At 41.0% G+C, this 22,360-nt stretch carries 21 protein-coding genes, 1 tRNA gene and 2 pseudogenes; 13 read left to right on the top strand and 11 right to left on the bottom strand.

All coding sequences use genetic code 11. The features are described from left to right. The first annotated feature begins 3 nt into the window (after nucleotides 1–3). From C511_RS0100390 to C511_RS0100410, 5 genes are all read left to right on the top strand, one after another. Nucleotides 4–834, top strand: coding sequence for a hypothetical protein (locus C511_RS0100390; RefSeq protein WP_024996026.1), 831 nt, complete (start codon nucleotides 4–6; stop codon nucleotides 832–834). Next, nucleotides 831–2,219, top strand: a complete 1,389-nt coding sequence (locus C511_RS0100395; protein ID WP_027317630.1) for a rhamnogalacturonidase — start codon at nucleotides 831–833, stop codon at nucleotides 2,217–2,219. Before C511_RS0100390 ends, C511_RS0100395 begins: the two co-directional genes overlap by 4 nt. A 95-nt stretch (nucleotides 2,220–2,314) precedes the next feature. Continuing rightward, nucleotides 2,315–4,354, top strand: a complete 2,040-nt coding sequence (metG, locus tag C511_RS0100400; protein ID WP_024996025.1) for a methionine--tRNA ligase — start codon at nucleotides 2,315–2,317, stop codon at nucleotides 4,352–4,354. Nucleotides 4,355–4,380: 26 nt separating this feature from the next. Continuing rightward, entirely contained in the window at nucleotides 4,381–5,826 is a 1,446-nt protein-coding gene (locus C511_RS0100405) for a lipopolysaccharide biosynthesis protein (RefSeq protein WP_024996024.1), read from the top strand. Nucleotide 5,827: 1 nt separating this feature from the next. Further along, a complete protein-coding gene (locus C511_RS0100410; RefSeq protein WP_024996023.1) occupies nucleotides 5,828–6,826 on the top strand; it encodes a glycosyltransferase in 999 nt (332 codons plus the stop codon). A gap of 3 nt (nucleotides 6,827–6,829) precedes the next feature. Here the strand turns inward: C511_RS0100410 and C511_RS0100415 are convergent, their stop codons facing one another. From C511_RS0100415 to C511_RS0100430, 4 genes are read right to left on the bottom strand one after another with little or no spacing between them, the layout of a single operon-like run. Then, a complete protein-coding gene (locus tag C511_RS0100415; protein WP_024996022.1) occupies nucleotides 6,830–7,330 on the bottom strand; it encodes a KdsC family phosphatase in 501 nt (166 codons plus the stop codon). 5 nt (nucleotides 7,331–7,335) lie between these two features. After that, nucleotides 7,336–8,376 carry an N-acetylneuraminate synthase family protein gene (locus C511_RS0100420; RefSeq protein WP_024996021.1) on the bottom strand — a complete coding sequence of 347 codons (1,041 nt, stop codon included), beginning with the start codon at nucleotides 8,374–8,376 and terminating at the stop codon, nucleotides 7,336–7,338. 6 nt (nucleotides 8,377–8,382) lie between these two features. Then, nucleotides 8,383–9,135: a cytidylyltransferase domain-containing protein gene (locus C511_RS0100425; RefSeq protein WP_024996020.1), complete on the bottom strand. Its 753-nt coding sequence runs from the start codon at nucleotides 9,133–9,135 to the stop codon at nucleotides 8,383–8,385. Then, nucleotides 9,132–9,983, bottom strand: coding sequence for a hypothetical protein (locus C511_RS0100430; protein ID WP_024996019.1), 852 nt, complete (start codon nucleotides 9,981–9,983; stop codon nucleotides 9,132–9,134). The genes C511_RS0100425 and C511_RS0100430 overlap by 4 nt, the downstream gene beginning before the upstream one ends. 118 nt (nucleotides 9,984–10,101) lie before the next feature. On the opposite strand from C511_RS0100430, the gene C511_RS0100435 reads away from it, so the two are divergent. Next, nucleotides 10,102–11,370: a glycosyltransferase family 4 protein gene (locus C511_RS0100435; protein ID WP_027317632.1), complete on the top strand. Its 1,269-nt coding sequence runs from the start codon at nucleotides 10,102–10,104 to the stop codon at nucleotides 11,368–11,370. Beyond that, nucleotides 11,363–12,118 carry a glycosyltransferase family 2 protein gene (locus C511_RS0100440; protein WP_024996018.1) on the top strand — a complete coding sequence of 252 codons (756 nt, stop codon included), beginning with the start codon at nucleotides 11,363–11,365 and terminating at the stop codon, nucleotides 12,116–12,118. The genes C511_RS0100435 and C511_RS0100440 overlap by 8 nt, the downstream gene beginning before the upstream one ends. Here the strand turns inward: C511_RS0100440 and C511_RS0100445 are convergent. Then, nucleotides 12,089–12,793, bottom strand: coding sequence for an SIR2 family NAD-dependent protein deacylase (locus C511_RS0100445; protein WP_024996017.1), 705 nt, complete (start codon nucleotides 12,791–12,793; stop codon nucleotides 12,089–12,091). The genes C511_RS0100440 and C511_RS0100445 overlap by 30 nt on opposite strands. Nucleotides 12,794–13,009: 216 nt before the next feature. Between C511_RS0100445 and C511_RS0100450 the strand changes: the two genes are divergently transcribed. The 6 genes from C511_RS0100450 to C511_RS18500 all read left to right on the top strand — a co-directional run bounded on the left by C511_RS0100450 (nucleotide 13,010) and on the right by C511_RS18500 (nucleotide 16,025). Beyond that, nucleotides 13,010–13,594, top strand: a complete 585-nt coding sequence (locus tag C511_RS0100450; protein WP_024996016.1) for an FKBP-type peptidyl-prolyl cis-trans isomerase — start codon at nucleotides 13,010–13,012, stop codon at nucleotides 13,592–13,594. Between the two features lie 16 nt (nucleotides 13,595–13,610). Next, on the top strand, nucleotides 13,611–14,477 hold the full coding sequence (locus tag C511_RS0100455) for an FKBP-type peptidyl-prolyl cis-trans isomerase (RefSeq protein WP_024996015.1): 867 nt from the start codon (nucleotides 13,611–13,613) through the stop codon (nucleotides 14,475–14,477). Nucleotides 14,478–14,676: 199 nt separating this feature from the next. Beyond that, nucleotides 14,677–15,141 carry an Lrp/AsnC family transcriptional regulator gene (locus C511_RS0100460; RefSeq protein ID WP_024996014.1) on the top strand — a complete coding sequence of 155 codons (465 nt, stop codon included), beginning with the start codon at nucleotides 14,677–14,679 and terminating at the stop codon, nucleotides 15,139–15,141. Nucleotides 15,142–15,147: 6 nt separating this feature from the next. Then, a complete protein-coding gene (locus tag C511_RS0100465; RefSeq protein WP_024996013.1) occupies nucleotides 15,148–15,459 on the top strand; it encodes a DUF4491 family protein in 312 nt (103 codons plus the stop codon). Nucleotides 15,460–15,550: 91 nt separating this feature from the next. Continuing rightward, nucleotides 15,551–15,624 (top strand) — tRNA-Ile (locus C511_RS0100470). A 161-nt stretch (nucleotides 15,625–15,785) separates the two neighbouring features. Further along, nucleotides 15,786–16,025 carry an Abi family protein gene (locus tag C511_RS18500; protein ID WP_226992459.1) on the top strand — a complete coding sequence of 80 codons (240 nt, stop codon included), beginning with the start codon at nucleotides 15,786–15,788 and terminating at the stop codon, nucleotides 16,023–16,025. Nucleotides 16,026–16,379: 354 nt separating this feature from the next. Here the strand turns inward: C511_RS18500 and C511_RS17385 are convergent. The 6 genes and pseudogenes from C511_RS17385 to C511_RS18225 all read right to left on the bottom strand — a co-directional run. Continuing rightward, nucleotides 16,380–16,658, bottom strand: a pseudogene (locus C511_RS17385) (ArsA-related P-loop ATPase); the annotation flags it as partial. A 305-nt stretch (nucleotides 16,659–16,963) separates the two neighbouring features. Next, nucleotides 16,964–17,319: pseudogene (arsD, locus tag C511_RS15930) on the bottom strand (arsenite efflux transporter metallochaperone ArsD). A gap of 122 nt (nucleotides 17,320–17,441) precedes the next feature. Further along, a complete protein-coding gene (locus C511_RS0100490; RefSeq protein WP_024996011.1) occupies nucleotides 17,442–18,236 on the bottom strand; it encodes a cation transporter in 795 nt (264 codons plus the stop codon). 1 nt (nucleotide 18,237) lies between these two features. Continuing rightward, the gene (locus C511_RS0100495; protein ID WP_027317634.1) at nucleotides 18,238–20,415 is read right to left on the bottom strand and encodes a TonB-dependent receptor; all 2,178 of its coding nucleotides are present in this window, start codon (nucleotides 20,413–20,415) and stop codon (nucleotides 18,238–18,240) included. 480 nt (nucleotides 20,416–20,895) lie between these two features. After that, complete coding sequence (gene arsB, locus C511_RS0100500) at nucleotides 20,896–21,933, bottom strand: ACR3 family arsenite efflux transporter (protein WP_024996010.1); 1,038 nt, start codon at nucleotides 21,931–21,933, stop codon at nucleotides 20,896–20,898. Beyond that, entirely contained in the window at nucleotides 21,926–22,357 is a 432-nt protein-coding gene (locus C511_RS18225) for an arsenate reductase ArsC (protein WP_034781473.1), read from the bottom strand. Before C511_RS18225 ends, arsB begins: the two co-directional genes overlap by 8 nt. Between the last annotated feature and the right edge of the window lie 3 nt (nucleotides 22,358–22,360).

Genomic DNA, 22,360 nt, shown 5'->3' on the forward strand with positions numbered 1-22,360 from the left:
CCAATGAAGGCTTATTTAAAAAAATGGTGGTTGTTCATTCTGATTCTGGCTATGCCGGTTAACAGCATGGCTCAAGAGTATAAGATATGGCAGTTTACCCCCGAACAATTGCCTAAAATAGACGGCAACGCAGCAGATTGGGAAGCTGTTCCCGACTCATTCGTGATCAGCATTGATCGGATGAAAGAAGATGAAGGGAGATACACCAGCGCCAAGAAGTCAACTTTGGATGTTCGGGTCAAGGTGGCTTGGTGCGCCGGAATCAATCGGTTGTATTTTCTTTACGAAGCCTATGATAATTATTGGCGATTTAGCGAGAACAGTTTAAATACTGACATATTTGAGGTGGTAGTAGATGGCAACTGCTCAGGCGGCCCTTTTATAGACAGATTCTTTCCCGGCAAAAAGACTGACGTATGGCAAAGTTGGTTTAATTTTCACGGTTGTCATGCACAAAACTACCACATTTTCACCCCGCCGCACAAAGAAGACTGGTGTATGTTGTGGGGACCACAGGTTTGGCTCAAAGAAAAACCTTACGCAGATTACGCATATAAATACCATTTCAAAGAGGGCAAACCCGGAAAGTTGACACTGGAGTTTTACATTACTCCCTTTGATCATGCAGATGCTGCCGGTCCGCAAAAGTCAAAGCCAACGATTCTACAAGAGAACAAATACGTAGGTTTGTGCTGGGCCGTCATTGATTATGATGCCGATCCGCAAAATAAAGACGGGTTCTGGAACCTCTCGTCGGAGCATACCATGTATGGCAATGCCGATTATCTTTTGAAAATGCGTTTAATGCCTCTCATTAAAAATAAAAAGCCATGAAACACATCCTCTGTTTGCTGTTTTTTCTTAGCCTGACAACTGTCGATCTTGTTGCAGCCACACACAATATCAAAGAATATGGCGCCACAGGAGATGGCAAGCACATCGATTCTCCGGCCATAAATGCTGCTATTGAAGCAGCAGCTCAAAACGGCGGAGGCACCGTCTATATTCCAACAGGAAAATACGCTTGCTACTCCATTCGGTTAAAAAGCCACCTGACCATTTATCTGGAAGCAGGTGCTGAAATTATAGCAGCATTCCCTACGCAGACAGAAGGTTATGACGAAGCAGAGGAAAACCCTCATAACCTGTATCAGGATTTCGGACATAGTCATTGGAAGAATTCACTGATGTGGGGCATCGGTCTGGAAGACGTCACCATCTGCGGACCGGGGCTTATCAATGGTAAAGGATTAACCCGTGAAGAAAGCAGATTACCCGGTGTGGGCAATAAGGCCATCAGTCTCAAATTATGTAAGAATGTAATTCTAAAAGATTTCTCCATGTTACACTGCGGGCATTTCGCTTTGTTGGCTACCGGTGTAGATAATCTGACCATTCATAATCTTAAAGTAGATACCAATCGCGACGGATTTGATATTGATTGCTGTCGGAACGTACGAATATCCGATTGTAGTGTGAACTCTCCCTGGGACGATGCCATCGTGCTCAAAGCATCGTATGCACTAGGTTTTTTTCGTGACACCGAAAACGTTACCATTAACGGTTGTTACGTATCCGGATTTGATAAAGGCACCATGATATCGGGTACATACGAACGGCTGCATCCGCAGGCACCCGACCATGGATTTGTAACCGGAAGAATTAAGTTGGGAACCGAATCAAGTGGAGGCCTTAAGAATATAGCCATTAGTAATTGTATTTTTGAACGTTGTAGGGGACTGGCATTGGAGACCGTTGACGGTGGTCATCTGGAAGATGTTGTTATATCCAACATTACCATGCGCGATATAGTGAATGCCCCTATTTTCTTAAGATTAGGAGCCCGTATGCGTAGTCCGGAAGGAACGGCAATAGGAACGATGAAGCGCATACGGATAAGCCATGTGAATGTTTTTAATGCCGATTCGAGGTACTCGTGTATCATAAGCGGCATTCCCGGGGCACGGATAGAGGATGTCTCTTTTCAAGACATTCATATCTATTTTCAAGGGGGTTATACGGAAGAAGACGCCAAGAGAACGCCACCCGAACAGGAAAAAGCGTATCCGGAGCCTTGGATGTTTGGCACGATTCCCGCTTCAGGTTTTTACGTTAGACATGCTAGGAACATTCATTTTGAGAATGTCAACTTCCATTTTGAAAAGCCCGACGGCAGACCCCTTTATGTAACCGATGATGCCGAGATAACCAGAAAATAAGTCTACATAGATGTTTTTATTGTCTTTTTGCAATAAAATAACGGTATAAAACCATTATCTTTGCACGTTGCAAAAAGATAATAAAAACTCAAGATATGGATAAAAAGTTCAAAAGAACAACCGTGACCTCAGCACTTCCTTACGCAAATGGTCCGGTTCATATTGGCCACTTGGCAGGTGTTTATGTACCCGCAGATATTTACGTGCGCTATTTAAGGTTGAAAAAACAAGACGTTTTGTTTGTCGGTGGATCTGATGAACACGGAGTACCCATTACCATCCGTGCTAAAAAAGAAGGAATCACCCCTCAAGACGTAGTTGATCGTTATCACTCAATCATTAAAAAATCATTTGAAGACTTTGGTATTTCATTTGATATTTATTCGCGTACATCATCTGAGACACATCACAAACTGGCTTCAGACTTTTTCCGTACCTTGTACGACAAAGGAGAGTTTGTAGAAAAAACGTCCGAACAATATTACGACGAAACGGCACATCAGTTTCTGGCCGACCGTTACATTACCGGTGAATGTCCGCATTGCCACTCCGAAGGAGCTTACGGCGATCAATGTGAAAAGTGCGGAACCTCACTTTCTCCCACTGATCTGATTAACCCCAAAAGCGCTATTAGCGGAAGCAAACCCGTGGTGAAAGAGACAAAGCATTGGTACTTGCCTTTGGACAAGCATGAAGGGTGGTTGCGCCAATGGATTCTGGAGGATCATAAAGAGTGGCGTCCCAATGTGTACGGACAGTGTAAAAGCTGGCTCGACATGGGCTTACAGCCTCGTGCGGTGAGCCGTGACCTTGATTGGGGAATCCCTGTACCGGTTGAAGGTGCAGAAGGAAAAGTACTTTATGTATGGTTCGATGCACCCATCGGATATATTTCAAATACCAAAGAGCTACTGCCTGATACGTGGGAAACCTGGTGGAAGGATGAAGAAACCCGTTTGGTACACTTCATCGGAAAAGACAACATTGTATTCCATTGCATCGTATTCCCTGCTATGTTGAAAGCAGAAGGAAGCTATATATTGCCCGATAATGTACCTAGTAATGAATTCCTGAATTTGGAAGGTGATAAAATATCAACTTCGCGCAATTGGGCAGTATGGTTACATGAATATCTGGAAGAATTTCCCGGAAAACAAGACGTTCTTCGCTATGTGTTGACCGCCAATGCTCCGGAAACGAAAGACAATGATTTCACATGGAAAGATTTTCAGGCGCGCAATAATAATGAATTAGTAGCTGTTTACGGTAACTTTGTTAACCGCGCTCTGGTACTTACTCAAAAGTATTTTGAAGGAAAGGTTCCGCAAGCAGGCGAACTGACTGAATACGACAAAGAAACATTGAAGGAATTTGCTGATGTTAAAACGGAAGTTGAAAAACTACTCAATGTATTCAAATTCCGCGATGCACAAAAAGAAGCAATGAACCTTGCCCGTATCGGAAACAAATACCTGGCCGACACTGAGCCCTGGAAACTGGCTAAAACAGATATGGACAGAGTAGCTACCATCCTGAACATCAGCTTGCAGTTAGTGGCCAACTTAGCTATAGCCTTTGAGCCTTTCTTGCCGTTCAGCTCTGAGAAATTACGTAGAATGCTCAATATGGAGAGTTTTGACTGGGCCAATCTGGGACAAACAGATCTATTACAAGCCGGTCATGCACTCAACACACCCGAATTACTATTCGAGAAGATTGAAGACAGCACCATTGAAGCTCAGGTGCAAAAATTACTCGATACCAAAAAAGCAAACGAAGAAGCCAACTACAAGGCCAACCCCATCCGTGCTAATATTGAATTCGACGATTTCATGAAGCTCGACATACGCGTTGGTACCGTTTTGGAATGCCAGAAAGTGCCCAAAGCAGATAAACTGTTGCAATTCCGTATTGACGACGGCTTGGAACAAAGAACCATTGTATCGGGCATCGCCCAGCATTACCAACCCGAAGAATTGGTAGGGAAACAAGTTTGCTTCATAGCCAACTTAGCTCCACGTAAGCTCAAAGGGATTGTTAGTGAAGGAATGATTCTTTCTGCGGAAAACAATGATGGAAGCTTGGCTGTTATCATGCCCCAAAAAGAGGTTAAGCCGGGAAGCGAAGTTAAATAGACGCTTTTTTTTAAGCTATTAGCATAATGAAAGAGCAATCGCTAAAACAAAAAACAGTCGGAGCTCTGCTCTGGAACTTGTTGGACCGTATGGGACAACAAGTTCTGTTGTTTATTGTAGGCATCATCGTTGCCAACATCCTCTCCGTAGAGGATTACTCATTGGTGGGGATGCTTGCTATCTTTACCGCTATTGCCAATATTGTGCTCGACAGTGGTTTCAGCTCCGCTTTAATTCGGAAGCAAGACGCTACCGAAGAAGATTATAGTTCCGTTTTTTACTTCAATCTTTCTATTAGCGTAGTACTATATGCCATCCTTTTCTTTGCCGCCCCTTACATTGCTCAGTTCTATAATCAACCGTTATTGACAGATCTTACCCGGATCATCTTTCTAAGCCTGCCGTTCAACTCGCTAAGCTTAATACAAAACACCCTTCTGAACAAGAAGATAGAGTTCAAAAGGCTTGCAAAGATAAACTTTATATCCTTGTTGATATCAGGTGGCTGCTCACTGGCTATGGCCTATAACGGAATGGGTGTATGGACATTGGCATGGCAGCCGGTTATCTTGTCGTTTAGCAAATCTGCCCTGCTTTGGATGTCAAACAAATGGCGACCGAAGCTGATCTTTAAACTCTCTAACATCCAGAGTTTGTTTGGTTTTGCTTCATCTCTGTTGCTTGCCAGCCTCATCAATTCTATTTTTACAAACATCTATTCAGTAGCCATCGGTAAGTTGTATCCTACCAAAGATCTGGGCTATTATTCTCAGGGTAACAAGATCAGCCTGATGGTTATCAGTTCCATCTATTCCAGTCTGCAAGCTGCCACATATCCTATTTTTTCGAGCATTCAAGACGACAAAGAAAGAAGCATCCGGTCTTACAGAAAAACCATACGTTTTACTGCATTCCTTACCTTTCCGTTAATGATTGGACTTGTTTCCATAGCCGAACCGTTGATTTCTATTCTTCTGAAAAAGGAATGGGCGGGCTGTATACCCTTCTTTCAGCTCACCTGTATAGCCGGTATCTTTACCATACTAACATCCATCAACCAAAATTTCATTAAAGTATATGGTCGGTCTGACGTTATATTCAAATTAGAAATAGTCCGTACCGTTCTTATTATTCTTGGCCTCTTGGTTTCATTAAAAGAAAGCGCCTTAGTCATGATTGGCATTCAAACACTCATTCAGGCAATTATCTACCTGATCAGCATAATCTATATTGGCCACTCTATTGAATATTCATGGACGAAACAACTCAAGGACATACTTCCCTATACAGTGATTTCAGTTTTGATGTGGGGACTGCTAGTGATACCTGAATATTACATAGGTTCCTATTACGCGTTGCTTCTGACTAAAATGACGATTGGCATCCTTTTCTATTACATAACCAATAAGTACTTAGGATCACAAATACTTCGGGAAGCCGTTGAAATACTCTTTAAACAAAAATCCAAATAACATGAACTCTCCATCAGTAAAAGTAAGTATCATTATGTTGGCATACAACATAGGTCGGTATATTGAAACTGCCATAAAAGGAGTTGTGCAACAAAAAACCAATTACCAGATACAACTCGTAATTGCCGAAGATTGCAGCACAGACAACACATTGGAAATATGTACCCGTTACAAAGAATTGTATCCTGATATAATTACATTGGTAGCACACGAAAAAAACAGGGGATTACAACGGAATTTCATGTCGGCACACGAACATTGCACCGGTGAATACATCGCAATTTGTGATGGAGATGATTATTGGATAGACCGGAAGAAACTACAACGCATGACCGATTTCATGGACAAACATCCTGATTTCGCCATCTGTTTCCATCGTGTCATTAATTACTACGAAGAAGACGGAAGTAAAAGTTTATCAAACGGTGGGCAGAAACAAATTACAGATATCAGAGACCTTGCCAGAGGGAATTACATAACCAACTCATCTTCACTTTTCAGGCGGAGTTACTACCCACAAGTGCCCGAATGGTTTGGTCAGATTAACCTATGTGATTATGCCATGCACATGCTGAACGCACAACATGGAAAGATATACTATTTCAAACGTCCCATGGCAGTATACCGCAAACACAGCAAAGGAATATGGAGCGAGAGAGATACCGATAAAAAGCTAGCCATAACATTACATGTCAGAGAGCTCTTAATGGATTACTTCAAAGATCAAGTAGAAATTCTTCAAGGGCTCAGACAGTCCCATAAATCCATCTCATTAAACCTGATCAGGTATTATATGCAGAAAGGAGATACCAACATGGTAACAGTTGTAGAAGACAGAATTCTCACATACAACCCGGGAATAGAGAGACAACAACTGCAAAAAGAAGCCGCAGATACCTCATTAACTCTGAAACAACGCTTGCGACAGTCGGTTATGCACTGCATGAAACAGGGCAGAGTTTTGGTATCACGATTAATGCCTCTGCCCGGAGTTCGATAAAAGCTACATGACACGACGTAAGGCCTCTTCCAGCATGCCATTATTGACCAATATCTTCTCTACAAATTCCCTAAAGGCACCAAAGCCACCGTGAGCAGACGTGACATAATGAACTTCCTTTTTGATATAAACTGGAGTATTAGCCGGAGAGGCACTAAAGCCAACCTCTCTGAGAAGACGGATGTCATTGATATCATCACCAATAAAAGCCACATCGGCGAGAGTAATACCCATTTCCTCGCATAATTCACGCGCCTTAGCCAATTTATCATTAACTCCCAGATAACAACGTTCTATCTTCAATTTAGCCGCACGTTTCTGTACAATCTGCGTATTCTCGCCGGTCATAATGGCAACCGGAATACCAAATTCACGGAGGAAAAGCACACCCCAGCCATCTTTAACTGAAAAACGTTTCATGACATCACCATCGGCCGTATAATACATGCCACCGTCTGTCCACACACCATCAATATCTGTAATCACCAATTTGGGTAAAGCCATATCTTCTATTCTATATCTTTGGGATAAATTATTTCGTTACGCTTAATGGTTGCCTTCACCTTTTTACCGACAACCCTATCTTTGTCGACCCATTTGTAGCCATCGCCCGGACTTAACAAATGAATATCATCTTCCGTAATAACATGACCGGGTAATAATTCCTGCCTAGTAGCTATTGAGCGTTCAAGTTTTACTTTGGCACCAGCCACACTCTCATCAATATAAAGTTCCTCTTCGCCTAACCACCTCTCGGCTATTCGTATATCTCTAATCATGCGGTTTACCCCCTCAGGCCCTAAAGAGCCCAATTGGTCGGTTCCTTTCATGTGCCGATCAATCGTGATGTGCTTTTCAATGATTTCAGCACCCATACCTACAGCCACAACCGGAGCAGAAATGCCAATGGTATGATCCGAGAAACCAATACGATATTGTCCGTAATGCTTTTTCAGATAAGTAATGGTTTTCAAATTCAGGTTATCCGGATAAGTAGGATATTGAGAGACACAGTGCAAAATGGATATCTCAGAATGATATCGCGTAATCACAGCCAGTGCCTCATCCAACTCTTTTTTACCCGCCATACCCGTTGATAAGATGATGGGTATTTTCGTTTCCGCCATAATTTCCAACAAAGGCAAGTTCGTCAAGTCACGGCTCGCCACCTTTAAGAAGTCAGGAGTAAACAGTTTGAGCAAAGACATGCAACCTCTTGAACAAAGAGTCTCCACAAAATCGAGCCCTAAAGACTTAGCGTGTTTATATACTTCAAAGTGTTCTTCATCGGTAAGCTCTAAGAAAGCACGATGCTCTCCATAAGTCCGTCCAAAAGAATGCGGAGAGTCATACAACCTATTCATCTGAGAATCAGTAAGTTCCTCATTCAAATCACGTTTAGTCATTTTCACCGCATCCATAGGACACAAGTCCAAACCAAAGACCTCCTCCTTTACAGGACGCGATACTAAATCAACAATAAGTTTAGCGATGTCAACCGATCCATTATGATTCTGTCCTATTTCACCTATTATATAAGTACTCTTCATCACCTATTATTTTTCATTTTTTGCAATATTCTCCAGCATCTTCGCACGATAGTCCGGATGCTGCTTTACTAACTGTAGCAATTCACTCACTCCGCCTCCATTGATAGCCTTAAAATCAGCATACAAATTCTGGAGCAACATAAAATCGTCCATTGTATCGAGCGTGAAACGCAGATCAAACCTTCCTTCCAGATAATCGGGTAACGGCAACAATCGAACGGAAAACTCTTCGGGATGAGTGTACATGTAAATTGTAACATGCTCCACATAAAGTTTCTGCTGCGTAACCTTTGCTATTCGTTTCAAGGCATCCAGCGTAGTGACTTCCGCAAACAATCCCAGATGCGATTTAATGGTAGGCCTTCCGTCTTCAAAGCCAAACGCCACGTAATCAGCCGGCAATTCATCATGTGCATTTAGCAATGTTTTAAAGCTGTCCGGCTGCAGAAACGGATTATCCGAACACACACGCACCATTCTGTCCAGTCCAAAAGCTTCTCCCGCTTTAATAAAGCGATCTAACACATTATCCTCATCGCCACGAAAACAATGAATGCCCAGTTTACGGGCAGTCTCTTCCAGCGCATCATCATGCTTTCTTACCGTAGTAGCCAGTACAATACACATTTCCGGAAAAGCCGCCTTTATATTTCCTATCAAAATATCAAGAATGCATCTTTCTCCATCAAACGGCAGCAAAATCTTGTTATGCAACCGAGTAGAGCCCGTACGAGCCTGAATAACTATTCCATCTTTCATATTTTCATCCTCCTGAAAGCATCAATGTATGATCCGGGCGTGACGTTAATCACTTCCTTCCCTTTTTTACGAGCATAAGCATCCAATACAAAATAAGACTTGAAAGCCACATACATGTGATACAGAATCGTATAAAGATGAGCCGAGTTCAAATCTTCTTTCTGTACTTTGGCCGCCTGAGACTGATTCTGATCATAAAAATGCTTTTGATGCATTAATACTTCATTGTCATCGGTCACCGTAATCTCGGGCAACCACGAATGATCGGCTCCCGCCAGATATATCTTCTTAAAAGGAAGTCGCAACCCCATTGCAATAGAAGGAATCAATACATTGTGAGGACGCGGCACTCCCCATCCCCTATCAAAAATAAAGTCACATATATTCTGAAATCCCTCTATCGGCGTTGTGTTATATGCATACACTTTAATATGGGGATTTGCAGCAAGCATGGGTTGCCAATCTTTATTTTTGTAAGCCCTTACAGGAATAAAGAGGCACATGGGCCACACTGTTTTCCGAGCCATTGTTTCAAAAAGTTGAACACGTTTCTCGGGCACTATCCAGAAAAGAGGATCTGCAATCAGATACAACTCCGGTTTCAATTCCTCAAACATAGGAGAAGAAACACAAAAGTTCACTGCCAACAATGTTTTTCCTTTTATAAACCCGGCTGCTTCTTGCACCGTTTTGTTAAGTGAAGGTCCGTTAGCCAGAATCAGTAACTCATCTGCATTACAGAAAGAGGTAGGCAACGTAGTGTTTAAGCGCGACTGAAGTACTATTTTCACTACGCTTAACAAGCTTTGCCAACCTTGTTCCATCCGTTTCATCCATTTATCTCCCATATACTATTTTGCTTATATCCGGCAAAGATAGATACTTTACCGTTTTTTACACTAAAAAATAAACGAATTTATAGATAGAAAGCGGTAAAAGCACTACTTTTGTCAAAACATTCAGCTTATGAGAGTACTATTAATCAACACTTCCGAACGAATTGGCGGGGCCGCCGTTGCCGCAAGCCGCCTCATGGAATCATTGAAGAATAACGGCATAAAAGCCAAACTATTGGTACGCGATAAGCAAACCGAACAAATCAGTGTGGTAGGGCTGGAACGTTCCTGGCTGCATATTTGGAAATTTGTACGGGAGCGTATCACCATTTGGCGAGCCAATCATTTTAAGAAACACAATCTGTTCGCGGTCGACATAGCCAATACCGGGACAGACATTACTTCACTGCCCGAATTCAATGAAGCAGATGTCATTCACTTGCATTGGATCAATCAAGGAATGCTTTCATTAAAAGGAATTGATAAAATTCTAAGATCAGGCAAACCGGTTGTGTGGACTATGCATGACATGTGGCCATGCACTGGCATTTGCCACCACGCACGTGAATGCACCAATTATGAGGAAGGTTGCCACGATTGTCCGTTCATCTACGGAGGTGGAAGCAAGAAAGACCTTTCGTACCGCACCTATCGCAAAAAACAAAAGATATACAAAGACCATTCCATGGCATTTGTTACTTGCAGCCATTGGCTAGAAGAGAGGGCACGGAAAAGCAACTTGTTGACAGGCAAAAAGATTTTAAGCATACCCAACCCTATTAACACCAATCTATTCAAACCCGCTGATAAGGAAGAAGCAAGAGAACGGTGCATGCTACCGCAAGACAAACAGTTGATTCTATTCGGTTCGGTTAAAATAACTGATAAAAGAAAAGGCATTGACTACCTGATTGAAGCATGCAAAATACTTGCCGAAAAACATCCCGATTATGTTGACAAGCTGGGCGTGGTCGTATTTGGTAACCAGTCGGGCCACCTTGAAAACCTGTTGCCTTTTAAAGTATATCCGCTCAATTATGTCAGAGATGAACATCGCTTAGTAGATATATACAATGCGGTTGATATATTTGTGACCCCTTCCTTAGAAGAAAATCTGCCCAACACCATCATGGAAGCCATGGCTTGCGGAACACCCTGTGTAGGCTTTCACGTGGGTGGAATACCCGAAATGATAGATCATTTGCACAACGGCTATGTGGCACAATACAAATCGTCGGCCGATTTTGCCAACGGTATTCATTGGGTGCTGAGCGATCCGGAGGAATACCACAGATTATCGGAAGAAGCTTGCCGAAAGGTTGTTGCTAACTACTCAGAAAGTATTATTGCCAAGAAATACATTGATTTATATAACAAGATAACAGGAAAAAATGCATAGCCATATCACCCCTTTGTTTTCAATAATAACCGTTACCTACCATGCAGAAAGCGTGTTGGAAGAAACGATATTGAGTGTTGTGTCGCAAACCTACCACAACATAGAATATATTATTGTTGACGGAGCATCCAAAGATCGCACTCTTTCTATCGTGAACAAATACAGAGATAAAATTCAAGCAGTAGTGAGTGAGCCCGACAAAGGGTTATACGATGCCATGAACAAAGGATTAAAAATGGCAAAAGGAGAGTACGTATGTTTTCTCAATGCCGGCGACACTTTTCACGAAGATGATACCCTGCAGCTCATTGTTCATCAGCTGAACAAAAGCAACGTACTGCCCGATGTCATATATGGTGAAACCGCATTGGTCGATGCACAAAGACACTTTGTTCGGATGCGCCGCCTGCAAACACCCGATACATTAAACTGGAAAAGTTTCCGTCAAGGAATGCTGGTGTGCCATCAGGCGTTTATTGCCAAACGCGCCCTTGCCGAAACTTACGACTTGAATTATCGGTTTTCGGCAGACTTCGACTGGTGCATTCGGGTAATGAAAAAAGCATCTCTCCTGCACAACACACGCCTCAACCTGATTGATTATCTGGATGAAGGCATGACAACTAAAAACCGGAAAGCATCCTTAAAAGAACGTTTCCGGATTATGGCCAAACATTACGGATACATAAGCACCGTTCTTCATCATATATGGTTTGTTCTACGCCTTTTGCTTAAGCCGGGACAATAATTCGACAACCCCTTCAGAAGCACCTTTTCGGATCACTTCAATGTGTCTGTACGAATTAACCTGTACCTCATGAGGGTCAATCAGGTAAACAGCAGCCTGTTTCGGCACATAGTTGAGCAAGCCCGCCGCCGGATACACATTCATCGAAGTGCCTATAATCACAAACACATCAGCCTGTTCCACAAATGTTACCGCTGTTTCAATTTGAGGAACCGCTTCACCAAACCAAACGATAAAGGGGCGTAATTGCGAGCCGTCGCCTGCCAAGTCACCCAGTTTAACTTCGTACTCATCCGGTTTAAGCTCTTTCACATAACGTAAATCGTAAGGCGCATAACTGGAACAAACCTTTGTAAGCTCACCGTGCAGATGAATAATCCGATTGCTACCTGCCCGCTCGTGCAAGTTATCCACATTCTGTGTAACGATTGTCACATCAAACTCTTTCTCCATTTCTGCCAATAACTCATGCCCCCTGTTGGGCGCTACAGTTAGCAGTTGCTTTCTTCTTTCATTGTAGAATTGAGTCACCAGAGCCGGATTTTCGCGATAACCCTCCGGTGTAGCGACTTGTTCAACCGGGTATTTATCCCATAAACCACCGGCATCACGAAAAGTGCTTAAGCCACTTTCGGCACTCATTCCCGCACCCGACAATACAACCAATTTCTTCATAAGTAATCTCCCGATATTTGTTTAAATCTGTCAATGATCTAACAAAGGTAGCAACAATTGGCTAAATAATTAATCATAAAGATATAAGAATAAGAAAAATTAAATACTCAAAAACATAATGATTCAAATAAAACACGTACTTTTGCCTCCATTATTTGCTTAACAGCCTAAAGATGTTATAAAGAAAAGACACTGACGGCTAACAACAAAAAAATTATGGATAAATTTAGCTATGCAATTGGCCTGGGAATTGGTCAAAACTTATTGGGAATGGGTGCCAAAAGCATCTCAGTAGAAGATTTCGCACAAGCCATCAAAGACGTGCTCGAAGGTAACGAAACAGCCATTAGTCACAATGAAGCACGCGATATAGTGAATACCTATTTTGCTGAATTAGAGGCTAAAATGAACGCTGCCAGCATAGAACAAGGAAATAGCTTTTTGGAAGAGAATAAGAAGAAAGAAGGAGTTATCACTCTTCCTAGCGGACTACAATATGAAGTAATAACCGAAGGTACAGGCAAGAAAGCACAGGCTACGGATCAAGTTAAATGTCACTACGAAGGCACATTGATTGACGGAACGCTTTTTGACAGTTCTGTTAAGCGCGGACAGCCCGCCGTTTTCGGTGTAAACCAAGTTATTCCGGGATGGGTAGAAGCGCTTCAGCTAATGTCCGAAGGAGCCAAATGGAAACTATATATTCCTTCTGACTTGGCATACGGTGCACAAGGAGCAGGAGAACTGATTCCTCCACACAGCGCACTTATCTTTGAAGTTGAATTAATTCAAGTACTATAATAAAAAACAAAGTAAAATGAAAAAAGTTAGTTTATTTATGGCTATTGCAGCCGCAACCAGCCTTGCTTCTTGTACAGCACAAAGCCCAAAGGCAGATCTTAAAACAGACATCGATTCTTTATCATACTCTATCGGTATGGCTCAAACTCAAGGTTTGAAAGACTATTTGGTAGGAAGAATGGACGTTGATACTGCATACATGGATGAATTCATCAAAGGTTTGAATGAAGGTGCAACTAAAACCAGCAAAAAAGATATCGCTTACTTAGCAGGTCTTCAAATTGGTCAGCAAATCAGCAACCAAATGGTGAAGGGCATCAACCAAGAACTTTTCGGTGAAGACTCAACTAAAACCATCAGCAAAGAAAACTTCTTAGCAGGTTTCGTTTCAGGAACTCTTCAGAAAGGTGGTGTGATGACTATGGAGCAAGCACAGCAATTTACTCAAACCAGAATGGAAGCTATCAAAGCTAAATTGATGGAATCTAAATTCGCTGAAAACAAAGCTGCCGGAGTTAAATTCCTTGAAGAAAACAAGAAAAAAGCAGGTGTAGTTACTACTCCTAGCGGATTGCAATACAAAGTTATCACTAAAGGAACCGGTGCTATTCCTGCTGATACAAGCAGCGTGAAGGTTAACTACAAAGGTACTTTGATTGACGGAACAGAGTTTGATAGCTCATACAAACGTAACGAGCCTACTACTTTCCGCGCTAACCAAGTAATTAAAGGTTGGACAGAAGCTCTTACTATGATGCCTGTAGGTTCAAAATGGGAAATCTATGTTCCTCAAGAACTTGCTTACGGTGCAAGAGAAGCCGGACAAATCAAACCTTACTCAACATTGATTTTCGAGGTTGAACTTCTTGGCATTGAAAAATAAAGAATTACTTTTTCTCAATGTATAATAAAAAGAGAGGTGAAGTATCATATTTCACCTCTCTTTTTATTTGTATATACAGAAACGAAGAGCAAAAAGTACACTAAATGAATGATTTTACATCCTTTTTTCCATTGAAATAAAAATAATTCTCTATATTTGCTTACTTTTTGATAAGAAGTGGAATTAATAACTCATAATTATGGAGAAAATCGACAATTTAGACAAGCAGATTCTGGAGATCATTTCGCAGAATGCGCGTATTCCATTCAAAGACGTTGCCGCCCAATGTGGTGTTTCAAGAGCAGCCATTCATCAGCGTGTGCAAAGACTCATTGATATGGGAGTAATTGTAGGCTCGGGCTATCATGTAAACCCTAAAAGCTTAGGTTACAGAACATGCACCTATGTCGGTATTAAACTGGAAAGAGGTTCAATGTATAAAACCGTAGTGGCCGAACTTCAAAAGATTCCTGAAATAGTGGAATGTCACTTTACCACCGGTCCGTATACCATGTTAACCAAAGTATATGCTTGTGACAACGAACATTTAATGGAATTGCTCAATAACAGAATGCAGGAAATTCCGGGAGTAACTGCTACCGAAACTTTGATTTCTCTGGAACAAAGCATCAAGAAAGAGATTCCTATCCGCATAGATAAATAATAAAGCATGGATTTTCTGAATGAATACCATCTTGCGGGACTTTTTATAGGTATCTGCACCTTTCTTATCATCGGGTTGTTTCATCCGGTGGTAGTAAAGGCAGAATATTATTGGGGTACCAAATCCTGGTGGATATTTCTAGTGCTGGGAATTGCAGGCACTATTGCCTCATTATACGTAGAGAACATTCTTATATCTTCTTTATTGGGGGTATTTGCCTTTTCTTCGTTCTGGACAATCAAAGAAGTATTCGAGCAGGAAGACCGGGTGAAGAAGGGTTGGTTCCCTAAAAACCCCAAGCGTACTTACAAATTTTAAGGTTCCCGATAAACTTACTGCGTGTAACTCTTGCATATATCGGCAAAATGCATTAATTTTGCCCCACAATTCAAGAGAATTGTACTAGTGCGGGCTTTTAGCTCAGTTGGTTAGAGCAACAGACTCATAATCTGGAGGTCCTAGGTTCAAGCCCTAGATGGCCCACCGCAATGAAAGTAGGAGAAAGCCGTAATGGCTTTCTCCTACTTTTTTTTAGCTCTTTACTCTATTTTTTCTCATTTTTATTGTTAAAAGACTATATAATCAAAGATTTAATTTCAATTACATTTATCAATTCAAGGAAAAACCTTATATTTGCAAGCAATATGACCTCCCACGCTTCCCATTTGAACAGCGCACCCGGGGAGGTCTTCGAGTTTATATACCTTATAAAGCATTATAAAAGCAAATACCTTATTCCCAAAACGCCTCCAGCATGTATGGCTTTGGAAGTGATTTCTCTTGGTACATTGAGTCCTTTATATGAGTTATTGAATAAAGACGACAAAAAAAACTATAGCAAAACAAATTCTTTGCTTATTTATGTTGTGTCAAATACATATTAGATATTATTAGCCCCAATAATGATTTTCATAAGAATCTAAAGGCTTTGATTGCAGATGGAGGAAGATTATTATCTCTAAAAGATATGGGATTTCCTGATAATTGGAATTACCTTGGAGTGTGGAGGGGATAATTTCAATTGACACCAAATAAAACTCATAACTTGATACTATTCATGTGTTACCTTACTATTCAATCTTTTCTTTTTTTGTAACTGCACCATATTACAGCCATCCTTAAGATTTGTTATTCAAGAAGCGAATTTACAAATTCCCCAAACCTCAATATCTTTTCACTATTTGCTTTATTGGAAAGCTTTAATAAAATCAAGAGAATTTATGCAAAAAATATGTGCACAATATTACAAACGTCATATCTTTTTCGTTGCGCAGGCGTGGCAGTAAGTTCTGAACGGCAGGTGTGATATTTCCCTGTGTCCTTTCGACTTCCTTATGGTAGCTTTGGGTAGAGTCCCGTAAGAGCAAGGTATGCCCTGTGGGTGCGGTGTCTATTGCCACGACTTGGTTATCGGCTTTTGCTACAATTTCGGCAAAGGCGTTAGATGCGGCAATTTCCTGTGTACAGGGTGAGCGTATATCTTCCTCTATGTAGCTTAAATCGGCATCGCCAATTGTTTATCGAAACAAAAGTAGAGGGCATCACCGTTAGCCATATAGACGAAAAATCGGTACTGGCAGCCTATCAGAAGAACGTACTGGATAAGGCAAGGGAAACGATAAATGGTGGCGGGGTCGGTTCTTTGCCAGCCCTCTGGCGATGCTGTCTGCAATGGTAGCTCAATAGCAATATTCAGGGACAGACAAAGCCAAAAGGAAATCAATACGAACGTTCCGCTTCGTTCCTACAACATGACGGGTATTGATAATATCCGATTTTCAGGCCGTAGATAATATCATTGATGATTTACCTTTTCCACCCGTTACAGACGGAATACATAGAAGCAAATAAAGGATGTTATCGGTTTACTTTTTAGGGTAAGTTCTTCCTCTTTTACGTTCATCCATTCGGCTATCTGTGCGTTCGACGGATATTGCTTTTTAAATACCACTTCATCGTCCAACGTAGTGATAGGCAGGACTTGGACTGATTCTTTCATCAGGTATTCATTAATTATCTTGTTATCTACATATACCTATGGATGGTCGCGCAGGTTAAAGCGTTCGATAGCGATTCCTTTCTTTTTCAGGGTTTCATCACTACGGCGATGCGCATGAGTTCGGGGGCTATGTTTACACCGCACAATCCTGTGGGGCAACATAGTCCAGGGTCGTATATCTTTACTTTTTTCGGGTATCTAACTTTAAATCTAACATGTCTTTATTTAATTTGAAATTTGAAATTAAGAATTAGGAATTGTTTTAAAATCCCTAATTCCTAATTTGTAATTATTAATTGAATTAATTCTTCGCTAATTTCAAAATACGTAAAGCACCCCTTACAACAATGGCAAATACGATGCTACCTATCACAAGATCAGGTATCTGATTATCCAATTGCCATACTAAGAATCCGGCAAGAATAACACCTGCATTTATTATCACATCGTTGGATGAGAATATAATACTTGCCTGAATGTGGGCATCATTGCTTTTTGTCCGTTGAAGCAAAAGTAAACATATAACATTCGCTATTAAAGCCAGTATGGATATACTTATCATCGTCTGAAAAACAGGCATTTCTTCTGCCCCTATAAAACGCCTGATTACTTCAATAAAGCCAATGGCAGCTAATAGAATCTGGAAATATCCACAAATCAAAGCAACACGTTTTTTCCGGCTAACGGCTGCTCCCACCGCAAACAGGCTTAATCCATACACAAAAGCATCAGCAAGCATATCAAGGCTATCGGCAACCAGTCCCATAGATTTAGATAGGATACCTGTTGACATTTCAATCAGGAAAAAGCCGAAATTGATAGCCAATACAATCCATAGCACTTTTCGCTGTCTATTATCTTCTTCGGCGTGAAAATCTCCTGCTGCCAAACTTTCTATAAAGCGAGAACCGAGATTTAAAGTAGCAAGCTGATGCTCTATTACCTTGTAATCCCCCGTGTGGTAAACGGTTAAAACCCTGCCTTTAAGGTCAAACTCTTGCTTTGCAATGCCCTCTATGTTCTGGAGTTTCATCCGAATGAGGTTTTCCTCACTCGGACAATCCATTTGCTCAATTTTAAATATTGTCTTTTTCATTTTATAATTTAATTATGATACCCGTATTCAATACAAAACCGTCCAACGGTGCGTAAATATCCCTAAATTCGGGATTCGTCATCGAACCTGTATGAATGGTATCGAATCTTGTTTGCCTTCTGTCGGTAAAGTTCTCAAAATTAGCATATATTGAGAATTTTTCCCAAATCCGTTGCATCATTAACCCGCAGATCAGATAATCTTTCCCTGTTCTGCCGTCATTGAGTTTTTGTTTTCCCGTATAATAGGCTTCCAGTCCTATTTTCCATTTGTCTTCAACCTCATACATCAGTACGGAGTTTACTTTATGTTTGGGGGTAAGTGTTTTGCGGTAGCTTCTGCCGTCTTCCTTTACGTTAGCGTCTGTATAGGTATATCCAACGAATAAACCGAAGTCTTTATATTTTATTTTCATATTGGTTTCAGCACCTTTACTGTCTACGTGTCCGTCTATGTTATTAAATTGCCAACGATTATTATCGGCACTTTGCAGTTCAAGAGGATTTTTCAGGTAAGTGTAAAAGAATAACTGATTTATGCTTAAAAATACCTGATCGTTGAATAAACCTGTTTTGTAAGTAAAATCCACATTTGCCCCGTAGCTTCTTTCCAGCTTGTTTATATCATCATCTATCGGCAGAACATTTTGAAACTGGATGCGTTCACTGTCTTCGGAGAAAATCGTAGGTGCTTTATAACCGAATCCGCCACCGATGCGTGATGAAAACTTTTCTGTTATCTTAAAATGTGAGGATATACGGGGGAGAACGGCAAAACCGTAGTCGGTAATATAGTCAGTACGCAGCCCGGTTTCAAGATTCATCCAATCTGTTATCTTCGTATTGTTTTGTACAAACAAGCCGAAAGTAGTCATATTGTAATCACGCACAGGAAAGTCGGTCAGTTTCTTTTCAGTAAACTTATCCGTCCACACATTCGCACCTGTTACCCATTCGGTTTTTTCTTTGGTATGAATATAAGACACTTCCGAGAAAGATGATAACTGATTGCCGTCAAATTCAAAGTCGGGAATTTCAATCTTACGGCTGAAATAAGTAATGCTGTTTTTAACATTTAATCGGTTTTGATTATCAAAACGGTGTTCAAATGTAAGTTGGCTTGAATGCCTTTGCGTCTTATTTCTTTCAAAATAAGAATGTTCTTCATCTCCTTTACCCTCTACATACTTCATATCGCCGCCCAAACGGTTTTCAATCATAGAGTTTATACCAAAGCTGAAATCAGTATTTTCAGATAAATAAAGGAATAGCTTGGGATTGAAAACAAACCTGTCAAATTTCGGTATGACGGTGAAGCCCACGTCAGACGGATCATAAGCCCAGTTGCGGTTATAAGATGCAAATACGGTAGTACCCACATTGCCGAATTTCTGCCCGAAAAAGCTGTTTATATCAAGTTCCTTGCCTGTTGTTCCGTTCAGGTGGATTGAGAAATCCCTTTCGTTTTCGGGTGTTTTGGATATGAGGTTAACCAATCCCGCAATCGCACCACCGCCGTATAAGGTAGATGAAGAACCTTTTATTATTTCTACCTGCTTTAAGTCGAGCGGAGGTGTCTGTAATAAACCCAAACCGCTTGCAGCACCCGAAAACACGGGAAAACCGTCTTTTAATATTTGGGTATATCTACCGTCCAAACCTTGTATGCGGATAGATGAATTACCCGATATGGCAGAGGTTTGTTGTGTCATAATACCTGTACTTTCGTTTAGTAACATACGTATATCACCGGGCTTCATTACTCCCTTTTCACCTAATTCTTCGGCATTTATAAATTCAATACGGGTAGGTATGTCTTTAAATGTACGTGTTCCCCTTGTCGAAGAAACAACTACTTCCTGCAATGTTTCTTCATCGGCTTCCACCCTGATTACAACAGGTTCATCCGAAGAGAGTGGAAATGTAAATTCTTTTATGGTCTTTTCATAACCCACATAAGTAATTTCAAATCTTTGTTTTCCGTCGGGAATATCGGAGAGTACCGCCAATCCTTCGGTATCAGTAGATGCACCGTTTGTCGTATTTTGCAGCACGATATTAGCGCCGATTAAAGGCTCTTTTGTATCACAATCTATAAGTTTGACAGTTAATGTATTTTGTGCGAAAATTGTTGAAATGCTGAATGCCAGAAATAGCACGAGTATAAATTTTGTTTTCATTTTAATTCTTGTTTTAAATCTTCAATTTGATAAAATATAGTTATTACGGCATTACATCAATGTAGTACCATAGAGATGAAGGACATACTGATTATGACCTATATAAACTAACTAAGATTTATACTCGTGGGGGGTGCCAGATTGAAGATATAAAATCAGGAATATTTCCTGAACAATTGTATTCCGACTTGCATTCAGAAATTAAGTCGATAGATACCCTGATAAGGTTAACGACACGGGCTTCCGGAAACCCGGCACAGGTATTACAGTGAAGAAAAGGGGAACAACAATTGTTATCTGAACAGTCATCGCAACTATTAGGAATATCATCACCTACTTCTACAGTTTCAATGTTAGAAAATAAACATTTATCCTCTAAACAGCCAGGTATTACCGATAGCAGTAATACATATACAGAAAATATGAAGGATAGATATTTCATGTTGTAAAATTAAATAAAATGAATGATTAAATTATGAATTACTGTTTGTAATATTTCCGTTTCAGCCAAAAGGCTAAGTTTACCAACAGGATTAATACCGGGACTTCGACCAATGGTCCGACTACTCCGGCAAAGGCTTGTCCGCTATGCAATCCGAATACACCGATAGCAACAGCAATAGCCAGTTCAAAATTGTTTCCGGTTGCAGTGAATGCTATCGAAGCATTTTTGTCATAAGAAGCCCCCATCCACCTGCCGGCAAAGAAACTAAGCAGGAACATGACTACGAAATAGATAAATAGCGGTATAGCTATACGAACCACATCAAAAGGTATCTGCACAATCAGTTCACCTTTCAAGCTGAACATAAGGACTATTGTAAATAATAGTGCAATTAAGGTGATAGGGGATATTTTGGGGATGAACTTTTCCTTATACCATTGTTCACCTTTCAATTTCACTAATATAAGCCGGCTTAATATTCCCATCAAGAAAGGAATACCTAAGTAGATGGCGACTGTTTTGGCAATCGTTCCGATGGATATATCAATGATAGCCCCTTCAAATCCAAATAAAGGCGGAAGTTTCGTAACAAACAGCCAAGCATAGAAACTGTAAAAGAACACCTGAAAGATACTGTTCAAGGCGACAAGTCCTGCGCCGTATTCGGTATTACCCTTTGCCAGGTCGTTCCACACAAGAACCATCGCTATGCACCGCGCCAACCCAATAAGGATTACGCCGACCATGTATTCCGGGTAATCGTGCAAAAAGAGTATAGCGAGTAAAAACATTAATATCGGTCCGATAATCCAATTCAGGATTAACGAAACTGATAATATTTTTACGTCCTTGAAAACCTTCGGCAGTTGCTTATAATCTACTTTTGCCAATGGAGGGTACATCATCAGGATTAGACCGATAGCCAGTGGCATGTTTGTTGTTCCGCTCGACATGGAATCGATATGGCTACTGAAAGAGGGGATAAAGTATCCCAATCCCACACCGATTGCCATTGCAAGGAATATCCAGAGGGTTAAGTTCTTATCTAAGAACCTCATTTTCCTTTTATTCATAGCCTTTTATCTTATTTGTATATAGTTCGTAAAATGCTTTTTTAATCTCATCCCTTACGCGGATATACTCGGATTGAACATATTCGGGCGTTCCTGTGGCTTCGGAAGGATCATCGAATCCAATATGCAAACGGTTCTTTACGTTTCCCGAAAATGTAGGACAGCTTTCGTTTGCGCCACCGCAAACGGTAATCACATAATCCCAATCATCACCTATATATTGCCCAATGCTGTCGGACGTATGGTGCGAAATATCCACCCCTGCATCCTGCATTACCTCTATTGCTTTGGGGTTTACCTCTCCGCTTGCTTTTGTTCCTGCGGAATAGACTAATAGTTTAGGATCGAAAGATTGTAAGAAACCGTGTGCCATTTGGCTACGACAGCTATTGCCTGTGCAAAGGATCAGGATTTTAGGTGGTATTTG

Origin of the sequence: Bacteroides graminisolvens DSM 19988 = JCM 15093, from assembly GCF_000428125.1 — a bacterium.
GTDB classification, from domain to species: Bacteria; Bacteroidota; Bacteroidia; order Bacteroidales; family Bacteroidaceae; genus Bacteroides; species Bacteroides graminisolvens.